Genomic DNA, 13,742 nt, shown 5'->3' with positions numbered 1-13,742 from the left:
GGAATATTGTTAATTATTACTTTTTTTTATTACGAATAATACTTTTTCTTTCATTTCAGAAGCGGGAATTACAACTGTTTTTCCACCGTTAATGTTTGCATTTTTTGATACGCTTCCAGTTGTTGGATTAATTGCATAGACTTCAAAATCTCCTTTGCCTGCAGAAAGGTCAATTGAAATATCTTGGGAATTCTTTGCATAAAAAAGATAGGCTTTTCCTTTATTTTCGAGCTTCCAAACAGCATCTGAAAACGTGTTTCCATTTACAAATTTCATACCACTAATCTCCGAATAGAATGCCGGAAGCTGGATTTTTGGTATATTAGGCAAGGAAGCTCCCGCCATCAAAACCGCCCATCCAAATCTCGAAGAACCATCGGTAGAATACAAGACTACTTTCTCTGGATATTTTTCACGGTATTCACGAACAGCTCTATAAACTTGCTCCTCTGTTTCCTTGCCTACTTTTAATTTTCTGGCGTGTTGTCTTGGCGCTAAATTTACACCCCCTTGTGGAGCATAAGCAGAGCCATCTTCTTTGTAATACCAATAACGAATATCAATGGCATCAACTGTTTTTGCTCTGTTGGCATCGTTCAAAATGGCGTCTTGAACATCTTTGGTAGCACTCAACCCAATAATTCCTTTTTTACCCGTTTCGGTTTTCCATTTTTGGGCTTCATCCAACCAGAATTGCATAAAGTGAAGAGGACCCGTATATTCGGCACTCGTCAGTTGAATGACATTGCTGTTCTCTTGAAAATTTTCCAATGATTTTCGGATAAATTGTTGGTGCAATTTTCTTCTCGCTGGATTGGCAATATCATAAAACTGCTCCGCCATAAAAATGCGCTTGTCTCCAGCATAAGGCGGTGGTTCCGGGAATCCTGTTTGATTTATATTATTGGCTGAACGCCAAGGAGAACTAGACCAATGCGCTCCGGCTTCTATGATATTGTGCTGAAAATATTGTTGATTGACCAACAATTGTCCATTTGGCTCAGCCAAATTTGCAAATTGCGCCAAGCGAGTCCAATACCAATCATTGAATTTGGTCAAATCGTATTTGCTCAAATGATCCCAAGCCAAATCTTGTCCGCTTCGGGCAAATGGCTGTTCATAAAAAGGTGGCCAAACATCAGCATCAATGCGGCGAACGCGTTCATGATCATCCATTCTTCGGTCGTACCACAAACCATAATTATGTTCAAGGGCAATTATATTATTGGCACTTAAATAATCAACCACTTCATTGATGTTGTCCGTAAGTCCCGTTCCAATTCTTCCCGGAACAAATCGAGTAATATGCTGTGATGATTTTTGGACTTCCTTGTCTAAAAGGCTACCACGCCACCACGCCACATTCGTTTGTTTCCCTGCGATTATTTTTCCTTCAAAAGTAAGTAAGCCATTCTCGGTTTTTACTTTAGAAGTATTTTTGGCAACCTTATATGGCTCTACACTTGATTTTAAATCATTGGCATTTTTAAGACCCGAGCTATTTATTGCAATAGAGTTTAATTTGGAAACGGTAGCAATCCATTCCGGCAAACTCATTGCGGTCGTAATCGCATTTTTAGTTAATTCTAAAGCTACTTCCACCGTTGGACTCGAAGATGGTTCTGAACCTAAATCATATAAGTAAGGTTTCACGGGAAGTTTTCCCAAACGATTTTCCAACTGTGCATAAAACAAACTTCTTGGACTGATGTGACCATTTACGTCTTTCCAATGCCCGTTTCCTGCAAATTGTCCCCAAACTCCAAAAGCCCAGTTTTGAGCAGTTGGCGGACTATAACATTCTATTTTTGAAGCCGAAGATTCCCAGATAACGCTATTTGCTGCTGTCCATCCTGCACCTCTTCCGTTTTGTTCTCGGTTGTTGTAACTTAAGGCGTCGCCATCGATGTTGACAATATCAAACAATACGCCAGTCGCCCAACTTCCGATGGCTCCACTATTTTCAAAAGGCAAATGGGATTCGCATTGTAAAAACACGTTTGGTCCCGTCGTTCCAAAACCTCCCACGGCAAAATCGTGGTAACCGTATTCGGAGTAACAACGTTGAAACAAGGTTTGCTGACCTTCAGTATAAAAAGTGTGTCTTCTAAAAGAAGCGATTTCCGAAATAGGTTCTGTAGCGATACAATCTTCCACCGTGATTTGTTGCGACGTTTTTAACACTGAAACAGCTCCACCCGCAAAATGTTTGAAAGCAACTTGTCTTACCCAGGCATTTCTGGTGTTTTCGATGCTAATTCCCAACCATCGGTGTTCTTCGTCTTTTAGATTGGCGGCGTTGTAAGTAGATTTCATTAAAATATTTTCGATACCTACTTGTTCTATTCGTCCTGGCCAAGAATATATTGTTACTTTCGAAGCTCCGTAAACATCATCCAAAGCCATTGTCAAAGGAGCATTCAAGGTAACTTCATTTCCATTGATTTTGGTTACGACTCTATTCCAAGTCATGTCCCAACTGTCTTTTTTCCAGCCAATCCAAGAGGTTTCTCCCCCAAAATCCTGCATATTCAATTCCTTGATCCAATTATCGGTCAACGGTTTACTGATAATAATTTCGTCCGAGACTTTTAATTTAGACATATTTTTTAACTGGATTTTTTGTGTTCCAAGTGGCGTATAAGTTGTATTGAATTCAAAAGTATCTCCGTACTTTCTATCATCAACACCAAGAACGCGAATTAAGGCTTCTCTTTCCAGTCCAGTTCCTAAAAGCACGGTTCCGTTTTCGGTGTTTCCACTTCCACGCAACACCACACCTGATTTTTTGATGTATAAAGTCCCGCTGATTTTAAAGGTTCCTTTATCTAAAAGAACAGCGCCCCGAAAACCAGATTTATCCGGTTTTAGATTACTGACATAATCAATGGCCAATTGTATTCTTTGAGTCGCATCTTCTTCTTGTTTTGGAACAAAAATTTTATTTTCGAGGCTTGGAATTGATTTTTCGGAAGCCATATATCCTGCATAGGAAAAATCAGGAATTTGGTTTCCTTGATTATCGGCGGTAAAAGAAAGTGTTCCTTCTTTCGTTTTTACAATATCAGGAAATGTGTTTTGTGCAACGCTATTGCTAATGCAAAAAAGCAAAGCGAAACCGGACAAAATCATTTTATCTTTTTGAAGAGAAATTATATTTTTTAGTTGGATAAAATTCACTTTTAAAGTTATTTGGTAGATTTATTTTTCTGATTATACCTGACAGGTTTTGGAAACCTGTTAGGGTAAATTTAAAATATTATTGCAGTAATCCTTTTGACTTCGCCAATGTATCGGAATTATTTTCGACTTTCGACCAATCTGTTTTTTGTGTTGGATCGATGCCGTTGAAATACTTTTCGATATTGGTATAACCATCGCCATTCAAATCTTTGTTGGCATCGGACGCATCTTTTGGATTCAAACCATATTTTTTTTCCCAATTGTCTGGAATTCCATCATTATCTGAATCTTTATAGGCTTTCCCTTTGTATTCCGGGTAACCACCAACCTGATCTGGATGAGTTATAATTCCTTTTTTATAAGAATCTGCAGGCAATCTTCTTTTGATGAATTCTTTACCTATAGTGTTCTCTAATCCGTCTTTAACCTCAATTTTTCCTGTTCGAACTTGTTTGACAATTCTTTCGTCAACCGCATCTCTTTTTGGCAAAGTTGCCCCTACATTGTTCAACACAAATTCATATGCTTCTTCTGCCTTCATTATTTTAAACTGAGGCATTGCGAATGGTTTTGGTTGTTTGATTAACTCTAAATATTCTTTAGATTGTTCCAATGAAAGATCTTCCAATTGAATTCCGCCATTCCAATTATCGGCAGTAACTTCTGGAGATCCTACTATATAATTTCCCGAAACATAAGCTCTGCCAAAAGTTTTTGGTTTCATGTAACCCGATTCCGGTTTCAAGATTCTATAACTAATAGGTTGATCTGTGGGAGTTATTGGTCCTGGCTTGAAATAATTATTGATAATATTGAACAACGAACGGTAATCTCCGCCATCCAAGGAACGATTCCACCAATTGAATATCACGTTATTCACAAAATTAAAGTCGCCGTACATCCCGATAGAAGCATTTCTTGAAATATTATCTGCCCATAAATTTCTCATAAAGGTACTATTCAACCCTCCAATAGTACTTCCAAAAGAGTGATTATAGGTATCCAAGCCTTCCGAAGAAATCGTGTTTTGAATGGTGATATTACAAGCTGGCAATTTCTCCAATTTTGATTTATCATTTGCCTGAAATTGATGTCTATACAATGATATATTTTCGTCTAATCCCCAGCTTACAGAGCAGTGATCAATAATGATATTCCCCATCGGATTTCCGCCAAGTGCATCATCTCTTCGGGTAACATCGGTTGCGCCTCTTCTAAAACGCATATGTCTTATAATAACGTCGTGCGTATCTATTTCCAAGGTTTCTCCCGCGATACAAATACCATCACCAGGGGCAGTTTGTCCAGCAATTGTAACATAAGGCGCTCGCATGCTGATGCGGTTTTTCAATCGAATAATCCCCGAAACATTGAATACGATGGTTCTCGCACCCACTGCTTCGCAAGCTTCCCTGAAAGTACCTACGCCGCTGTCTTCCAAGCTGGTCACCACAAATATTTTTCCGCCTCTGCCTCCTTGGGTGAAAGCACCTCCGCCTTCGGCTCCAGGAAAAGCTGGGATTTCCGCAGGTACAAAATCTTTAGGGTAGGAAACCCATGGCAAATAAGGTTTACCGTGTTTTGCATCTTCTTTCAGAGTGTTGGAGTTATTAGTCCAGATTTCCTTTAAACGTCTTTCTTCTTTTGCCAAGATGGTGTCAGTTTTAGCCTGAAGTTCATTGGAAATTACGGGATACTGCGCAAATACTGATGAAAAAGACAGGCAAAAAGAAACTACCATAATAGCCCGCTTCATAATGTTTTTTTGAAAAATGTTAAGCATTGGAATCTTCTTAAGAATTAGAATTTTTAAAATTTAGAACTATACCATTAAGGCTTTAAATTTAAGGTAATAAATCAATATAAATTTACACGTCAGTTCGAATGGTTTATTAAAAAATGCGATAGCTTTTTTTAATAAAATGTATCGAGAACCCTAACAATCTAAACTTCTCGATACAATTTTGAACATTAAAGCTGTCCCATTACTATTCAAAATCTCTCGAAGAGACGGGTGTTTTTTTATTGCTGCAAAACCAAACGTTAAGCTATATTATTTACCCGATTTAGCTTTTTCTCGTGCTGCCGTGCGTACGTGCCAATCAGTACTTTCCTTGTTTAAATCGTATCCTTGAGCTGATAAATAATTATTGATTCTCCCCTTGTATTTACCAAACCAGGCGTGTTTTTCCTTGGAAGAACCACCATCCATTGCAAGTTCTCTGGCTTCGACCAAGTTTTTATAAATGTATTCTTTTTGTTCTTTGGTCAAATTAGGCAACATATCTTGATATCCTGCATAAGTTATCGGCAAAACACCATAGGTCATTCCGTCTTTAACTTCAGTGATTTTATCCTCGTTTAATTGAGTTCCCAGTTTTTTCAAATACGATTTATGTAATTTAGCAATTGATTGATCGGCTTTTCCTTTAAGCTTTTCAATTTCTGCGTTTTGTTGTTCTTTGGATAAAGTTCCACTTTTTACTTTGGCAATTTCAGCATCTCTTTCATCCTGGATTTTACTTAAATCACGGAATTGTTGCGCAATGATATTAGTCACTGCTGTTTCTTTGCCCTTATTTGACAAGGCCAACTTAGCAACAATTTTGGCTGCTCTTTCATTGGTTACTTTGATATATTCGGGATTTAAATATTGTTGTGCGTTTATTTTGCAGAATGCAAACAGCAAAAACAAGAGGCTTAAACTTAATTTTTTTATTGACATAATATTAAATTTTGGGGTTAAACTATTCTTCTATTTAAAAAAAACATCCTCACTCCATATTATAAATCATGAAATAAGGATGCTTTGTGAAAAATATTTATAAAATTATTTATTCTAATAAAGGTCTTGTTAAAGTCTCTTTATTGTTGGCTAAATCTTTCCAATCTACTTTTATTGCAGGATTTACACCATTGATGTAATCTTCAATATTGGTGTAGCCATCGTTGTTCAAATCACCTTTGGCATCTGCTGGATCATTCGGATTTAAACCGTTTTTTTTCTCCCATTTGTCCGGCATACCATCCTTGTCTGTATCGACATAAGGTTTTCCTTTGTATTCTGGATATCCACCAACTTGAGAAATATCGGTTATGATACCTTGTTTATAAGAATCCATAGGTAAACGACGGTGCTCAAATTGATAAAATGTTTTTGACTCCAAACCTTTGGCATATTCAGGAATTCCTGTTTTAACCGTTCTCACGATTCTTTCATCAACCTTGTCTCTTATTGGCAAAGTTGCTCCCACATTTTTAAGTACAAAATCATAAGCTTCATCCGCTTTCAATATGTTTTTAAACCATGGCATTGGAAAAGGTCTGTCGCTGTTCATTTTATCGAAATACGGTTTAGATTGTTCATAAGTCATCAATTCGCCTTTTTTATTTTCGATTTGAACACCACCATCCCAGTTATTTTGGGTTACTTTGGCGTTATTTTCCACTATGTTTCCAACAACGTGTGCTCTACCATAAACCATATAGGATAACTTACTTCTTCCTGATTCTGGTTTTAAAATTCTATAGCTAATTGGCTCTTTTAAATTCGTTACTGGTCCTGGTTTGAAATAGTTGTTGATAATGTTATAATTGGCTGTATAATCGCCACCATCTATTGAACGATTGCTCCAGTTAAACACGACATTGTTTACAAAATTGAAAATGCCATTCCACCCGATTGAAGGGTTTCTTCCGGCATTATTCGCCCACATATTTCTTATGAAAGCGCAATTTTCACCTCCTAATGTACTACCAAATGCATGGTTGTATGTATCTAAAGCTTCCCCGAACAAACTATTTTGAATGGTAATGTTTACCGTACCTTTCTTTTCGTCTGGATAACCCGCACCCGGACTATACATATGTCTGTACATTGACATATTTTCATCTAAACCCCAAGTTGCAGAAACGTGGTCAATCATGATGTTCCCTACCGGATTACCGCCGATGGCGTCATCTCTACGACCTACAAAAGTTTCTCCTCTACGAAAACGCATGTGTCTTATAACTACATCGTGAGTATTTATCCATACTGACTCTCCTGCAACACAAATACCATCACCAGGCGCTGTTTGTCCTGCAATAGTGATATAAGGAGCACGAATGATTAGAGGACTTATAATTTTAATAATTCCAGAAACATTAAAAACGACGATTCTCGCCCCGCCTTGCTCACATGCTTCACGCAAGGTTCCTGGCCCTCTATCTTCTAAACTGGTAACGACATAAACATTTCCACCACGACCTCCATAGGCATACATACCTCCACCTTCGGCTCCCGGGAAAGCAGGTATTTCTGCTTGCGGTAAATCATTTGGTCGCGATGCCCATGGGATGAATGGTTTTCCTTGCTTGGCTTCTTGTTCAATAATTACGCTGGCTTTTTCCCAAGCTTCATCGGAACGTTTCGTAGCATCATCCATAATAACCTTGGATTTTGCTTGAACTTCAGGAGAAAGAGATGGGTACTGGGCTAAACATTTGGCGTTTCCTACAAATAGAAGTGCCAAAATAAATAAGGACTTTTTCATGTTAATTTTAATTGTAATTGATATTTTTAAACTAAATCACCTGTATTAAAAGAAAATACAGGTGATTAATTTTTAATAATTTTTTATTTAAGTGGATCAAATGTACCACCCCAACCTTGTGTTTGTTCCAAATAAGGTGCTGTATCTAATAAAGTTTGTGGAATACCAAAGAAATTATATTCATTGTACCATTTAAAAGTCCAGTTAGCAGGAACAGTCGCCTCTATATTATTTCTTTCAACTATATCGAAATAATTGGTATACAGATATTCTAAATACAAAGCTTCAGAAGCAATACTTGTCCCAGGTAGTTTTCCTGTTGTAGGAATAATATAAGGGAATGAAGTAGGCTCTCTATTCACTATTGGAGCAACACCAGCATTGTTAGCCAAGAAAGGATCAACTGTTAAATGAACATACTTACTTCCATCTGTTTTTTTAGCTACAATAAAGTATCCTGTTCTTCTAGTGCCATTAATAGGAGTAACACCTAATCTTGCTGTAGTTCCTGCAGTAGCATCAAAAAGTTTCCAACGTCTTAAATCATAAAAACGTTTTCCTTCGTAGGCTAATTCTATTTTTCTTTCATTAAGAACAGCAGCAAAATGTTGATCTCTAGAAGATACACTTGCTAAACCATAATCTGAAAGACCAACAACTAAACCAGCACGAACTCTAATTGTTCTTATTAAATCCTTTCCTTCAGCTAATTTGTTTATACCAATTGCTGATTCCGCCAAATTTAATACTACTTCGGCAAAACGCATTTCCATGAAATCAGTTCCACTATAAGCAAAACTATTGGCATTACTTGCTGTTGGCGAAGTGGATTTACTCAAATAAATAGCCGTTGAATTGGCTCCCAAAGTTTCAGTAAATTTATTAGGAACTACAGTTGAATTTGCTGGCGCAGTTGTATACCAGCTATAGGTCCATTGTTTAAAAGTAGTTTTTTCAGCATAACCCCAAGTTGCACCATTGTGAATAAAGGTTTTAGCAAACCTTGGATCTCTGCCTTTATAAAATAAAACAGGATTATAGGATGGATTACCTACAATACTAGTACCATCTGCCATTGGAAACGCATCTACGATTTGTTTAGTAGGAGATATAGAACCAGCTCCTGTTACTTCTTTAGAACGACATGCTCTTTCCCAACCATTGTTTCTCTTAATTTGGTCTGCGATTGAATTATTAAAACCATAAACAATTACTGCTTCAGGATTATTAGCTTCTGTAAACCACATATCACCCCAAGCTTTACCATTAGCAGTTCCACCTACAACAAAAAGTCCAGAACCATTCGCTTCTAAAAGTATTTTTGCAGCTAAATTAGCATCATAAGCACGTTGCCAACGAGCAGTATTATCAGATGGATTAAAAAGCGGACTCGCCCAAGTTAACAACACACGACCTTTGAAGGCAGCAGCTGCACCACTGGTAATTCTACCCCAATCAGCAGAAGCCCATTTTCCTGGCAATAATGATTTAGCCATATCTAAATCAGCAACTATTTGTTCAATACATTCTGAAGTAGAACTTCTGGCAATTTTACTATCTGAAGCAGCATCTAAAATAGGGTTTTGTGCCGTTAATACTAAAGGAACACCTCCATAGAGTTTCACCATATCAAAGTATTGCCAAGCTCTCCAAAAATACAATTGTCCTTTCAGTTGATTTTTTTTAGTCTCATCTATTCCTGTATATTTATCAACTTCATTCAGGAAAATATTGATTTGTTTCAATCTAGTCCATGTATTATTAGCAATACTTGTGCCCATTCTTGCCCCTAAATAGGGAAGAGAATTGGTTGTTGCATTTAATGATGCATATGTCTTATTATAAGCAGTTTCACCCGCAAGTTCATCTGAAGTTTTACTAAAGGTATCTGCACCACCTGCGGCAAGATCCCAAGTCATGGCAGCAGCATTATCTGGAGGAAGAATAGATTTATAGATATAATCTACATAAGCCGTAGCCAATGATGGATCCTGAAAAACCTGCTCGTTAACTCCTCCAAAATCTTCTTTCTCAGCAAGGAAATCATCATTACAACTTACTAAAGAAAACGTTGTTAAGATCGTAAACAACCCTATCGTTTTTATATTTTTTATTTTCATAATTTTAATTTTTTGAATGATCACTAATTAGAATCCAAGATTAAGTCCTAATGATATTGTACGTAAAGTAGGATAAACATCATAAGCCCCGCTAGCATTTTTATAACTGTAAGGGTTATAAAGAGTAATCGGATTCAGTCCTACTAAGTTCACTTTACAACTACTCAAATTCATAGCTTTTAACGCTTTTTCAGGCAATGTATATGCAATTGTAATGTTTCTACATGTTAAACTAAAAGAATCAACTCTCCAAAAAGCAGATGTTGGATCCATATTAATAGCCGTAAAATAAGGGTTTGGCATTGTACCCGTTGGATTAAGAGCTGGATCATAAATGTTATCCCAAATCGCAGGTTTATTAACCGTATTAGAACTTATAGTAGCTTTCAAAGGTTTTCTAGCGTTACTATCAATCTCAGACCATCCTCCACCAAAAGAAGCGCCTACAACAGCATTTATACTAAGTCCTTTGTAACCAAGTTTTAAAGTAGTACTCGCACCGTATTTAGTTGATCTTCTTTTAGACAATTGAATTTGGTCATTTACATCAATGATTCCGTCTGGATCAGCAAACTGTCCGTTCCCTAAATAAGCACCTCTAACATCTCTATAATAAAGAGTTCCTGGTCTAAGTGCTGAAGCTAGTGTTCCAAAAACAGATTTAATATTATATTTAGTAACGTAATCTGTTACATCTTGTTGTGATTTGAACATACCCAAATAATCGTAACCCCACTGACCATTATCACTAGACTGACCCGGTTTAGCGTTCCAAGGAAGCAAGATATCAGCAGCATTAAAATTACTCTGAATTATTTTGTTATCTGACCATCCAAAACGAAGATCTATACCGTAACTTACTTTTTTTGCTATTTTATCATTCCAACCTAATTCAAATTCATATCCAAAGAAATCTGCTTTTCCAAAATTTTCAGAAGCTACGGTTCCACCAACTGTGAAAGATACGTTTCCAGTACGCTCCATAAGAATATCAGTACCTATATTGTAAAATGAATCTACTCCAAAAGATAATCTACTGTTTAAAAATCTAGTTTCTAAACCAAAATTAGTTTTTATTTCATCACTCCATGTTCCATTAGGATTAGGAGACGCCTCCATTTTCATACCTGTAGATGCTCCAGTATTTGCTGTTCCTCCAAAAACACCACCTTGACCATTTTGAAACGTATATCTTTGTCTCCACAACCAAGCTTTAGTATCGTCTTTTCCAACCTTTCCAATAGAATATCTAACCTTTAGGAAATCTATAGCTTTAGATTTGAAAAAATCTTCTTTAGATATAATCCATCCCACAGACAGATTAAAGAAGTTACCCCAATAATTTCCAGGAGCAAATTTGGTTGAAGCATCCGATCTGAAAAGAACTTCAGCCAAATATTTATCTCCATACACATAATTTAATCTTCCTATATATCCTAATGACCCTGATTCGTTTCTCTCCGTGCTACCATCTACTGCACCAAAAGCAGACCCAAATTGACCATTTGTAGCAGGTATTGGACCCGCTTTAAAAACAACTTCCTTAGTACCCTCTGACTCTGATCTTTCGATAGCTACTAAACCACTAATACTATGCTTCCCAAAATCACGAGCATAAGAAGCGTTTAAACTATATTGTACTGACAAAGAATTAGAGTTAGCAAAATACAAACGATCTCCATTTGTGTAGTATTTACTACTTTTCAAGGTAGCATTGTCATCAAAAATATGGCCATTCGTTCCTGTTCCCGTATATTGATACAAAGTATAACCAGTACCTACTTGTGTTCCTCTACCATTACCCATATTACGAGCATATGCCCCTTTAACACTCATCCCTTTAATAAAAGGAACAGCATATTCAGCATACATATTAAGTGTCATCGTACTCGCCTTGGTAGTAGCTAAGTTATTCAAACGTTGAATTTCCTGATAGTGATATCTAGTTGTAGCATCATTATTTCCTAAAGGCTCCACTGGATTTCCATTGATGTATTGAGGAATATAAGGTAAATCAGTTAACAAAGTGATATAATCATTTTCTTCGTTTTCTGCTCCTATCTTATTAAACGTTTTTGTCTGATCTGAATTGAAACCAGAAATCTGGATACCTGCCTTCAAATTACTAGATAAATTGACATCAACACCCGCTCTATAAGTCCATTTATTATAATCTAAAGTCCCTAAATTACCATTTTGTTTATAATAAGAGGCTCCCGCAAAATAAGTAGCCTTATCTGTACCTCCACTAGCATTAACATTATGACGCATTACATATGATGGAGACCATTCTTGATCTAAAGCATTATAATTTACCGTTTTAAAGTACGCAAGTTCATCATCAGAAAAGAATTTAGTCGCATCCGTATTAACCAAAAGTCCAGCTCCATTAGGTCCATTCATTGTATTAATGTATCGTCCAAAATCATTGGCATTCATCATTTTTGTACGATAAGTAGAGTCGTTTTCACCATAAGTACCACTATAAGTAAATTTAGTAGGTCCTTTTTTACCTCTTTTAGTAGTTATCAAAACCACACCTTGACTAGCTCTAGATCCATAAACAGCAGCCGAACCATCTTTAAGGAACGAAATACTTTCTACTTCAGAAGCATCTAAGTTATCAAACAAAGTACTATCACTTTTCCCTTGAGGATCAAGTTGCAAAACTCCATCTATAACATATAAAGGTTGGTCATTTCCACCATCTTTTGAAAATGTCATCGGATTACGTATTCTCAAAGTCGATTTATTCCCTGGTCTTGCAGAGCCACCTGAAACACCAACACCAATAACTCGTCCTGCCAAAGCCGTTCCCAAATCTCCAGTTGGCAGATCCTCAATTTCGCTCATTTTTAAGGTCGCAACAGCTCCTGTTAAATGCGCCTTTTTCTGTTTTCCGTAACCAACCACCACTACTTGTTCCAATTCAGATGTATCTTCTTTCATTGTAACATTAATAACAGCTTCGTTACCAACAGTTTTTTCTGCCCTGTCCATTCCTATATAAGCAAATGTAAGAATCTCTCCTTTTTTTACAGTTACAACATAGTGCCCTTTAGAGTCCGTAACCGCTCCCTTTTTTGTCCCTTTTACATTTACATTTACACCTGGAATTGCTTCACCCGCGTAATCGATTACGTAACCAGTTACAATTTTGTCTTCGTTTGTTTTTTGCGCAAAGCTCGAAAAACTCATTAGTGCAAACAAAAATAAACCACATCTCTTTGCGATTGTTTGTTTCATAAGTGTTTTTTTTTTTCTTTAGTTTATAATTAGTTAGTTGGTTATTGATAAATAATTGTATTTTTTACACATGCTAAAATTACATTAAATTTTGTAAAAAAAAATTTATTGAAAAAATATATGCTTAAAATAATTAAACACACAAAAAAAGTACAATATTTTTATCGATTTCAAATATAATATCTTACTCGAATGAAACTATCCTGCACTATCCTGCACATAGCCCTATTTAATACTTTTATCAAAATAAAAAAGCAATAAATAAATCATTTTAATAAAAAATATATTAATAAATTTAATTTAATTTAATAAAACAATTAGTATACAGGTATTATTAACTATCAGATTTCGGAATATTAATCTTGTTCTTTCGAACCATTAAGAATAGGCTTCGTACCCACAACGAAAACTTTGCAGAGTAGCACTTCCTCAAGGCCAATGAAATTGCGGGTTTATATGTAAGGTAGGTGAGTCTATGTAAGGAATCATTCTTCTAAAATCATCTTTTGACATAGAAAAAATTAAATGCCCTAAGAACCTAAAATTACTCAAGTGAAACCATATTGTAATGGTAATAATTTCACTTTTAGCCATTGTTGAAAGAAACTTTACAGTAGTTACAAGTTATTATTTTCCAATAACTTGATTATTTTTTATT

Annotated in this window: 6 protein-coding genes; all 6 read right to left on the bottom strand. The window is 36.2% G+C overall.

From position 1 onward, the window contains the following. Positions 1 to 9 precede the first annotated feature (9 nt). The 6 genes from QLS97_RS09635 to QLS97_RS09610 all read right to left on the bottom strand — a co-directional run bounded on the left by QLS97_RS09635 (position 10) and on the right by QLS97_RS09610 (position 13,084). Positions 10 to 3,180, bottom strand: a complete 3,171-nt coding sequence (locus QLS97_RS09635) for a DUF6298 domain-containing protein (protein WP_282716267.1) — start codon at positions 3,178 to 3,180, stop codon at positions 10 to 12. A 79-nt stretch (positions 3,181 to 3,259) separates the two neighbouring features. Then, positions 3,260 to 4,939: a polysaccharide lyase gene (locus tag QLS97_RS09630; RefSeq protein WP_282716266.1), complete on the bottom strand. Its 1,680-nt coding sequence runs from the start codon at positions 4,937 to 4,939 to the stop codon at positions 3,260 to 3,262. 297 nt (positions 4,940 to 5,236) lie between these two features. Continuing rightward, a complete protein-coding gene (locus QLS97_RS09625) occupies positions 5,237 to 5,908 on the bottom strand; it encodes a DUF3826 domain-containing protein (RefSeq protein WP_282716265.1) in 672 nt (223 codons plus the stop codon). 109 nt (positions 5,909 to 6,017) lie between these two features. Then, entirely contained in the window at positions 6,018 to 7,718 is a 1,701-nt protein-coding gene (locus tag QLS97_RS09620) for a polysaccharide lyase (protein ID WP_282716264.1), read from the bottom strand. 83 nt (positions 7,719 to 7,801) lie between these two features. After that, positions 7,802 to 9,838 (bottom strand): RagB/SusD family nutrient uptake outer membrane protein, encoded by a 2,037-nt coding sequence (locus QLS97_RS09615; protein WP_282716263.1) that lies wholly within the window; start codon positions 9,836 to 9,838, stop codon positions 7,802 to 7,804. Positions 9,839 to 9,865: 27 nt separating this feature from the next. Continuing rightward, a complete protein-coding gene (locus QLS97_RS09610; RefSeq protein WP_282716262.1) occupies positions 9,866 to 13,084 on the bottom strand; it encodes a SusC/RagA family TonB-linked outer membrane protein in 3,219 nt (1,072 codons plus the stop codon). Positions 13,085 to 13,742: the final 658 nt, after the last annotated feature.

Source organism: Flavobacterium yafengii, assembly GCF_030010375.1.
GTDB classification, from domain to species: Bacteria; Bacteroidota; Bacteroidia; order Flavobacteriales; family Flavobacteriaceae; genus Flavobacterium; species Flavobacterium yafengii.
The sequence above is the reverse complement of the archived record's forward strand: the minus strand, read 5'-3'. Positions and strand labels throughout refer to the sequence as shown.

Bases quoted from the DNA above. Each gene is read 5' to 3' on its own strand.
- QLS97_RS09630 (WP_282716266.1), bottom strand. From the start codon at position 4,939: ATGAAGCGGGCTATTATGGTAGTTTCTTTTTGCCTGTCTTTTTCATCA.
- QLS97_RS09625 (WP_282716265.1), bottom strand. From the start codon at position 5,908: ATGTCAATAAAAAAATTAAGTTTAAGCCTCTTGTTTTTGCTGTTTGCA.
- QLS97_RS09620 (WP_282716264.1), bottom strand. From the start codon at position 7,718: ATGAAAAAGTCCTTATTTATTTTGGCACTTCTATTTGTAGGAAACGCC.
- QLS97_RS09615 (WP_282716263.1), bottom strand. From the start codon at position 9,838: ATGAAAATAAAAAATATAAAAACGATAGGGTTGTTTACGATCTTAACA.
- QLS97_RS09610 (WP_282716262.1), bottom strand. From the start codon at position 13,084: ATGAAACAAACAATCGCAAAGAGATGTGGTTTATTTTTGTTTGCACTA.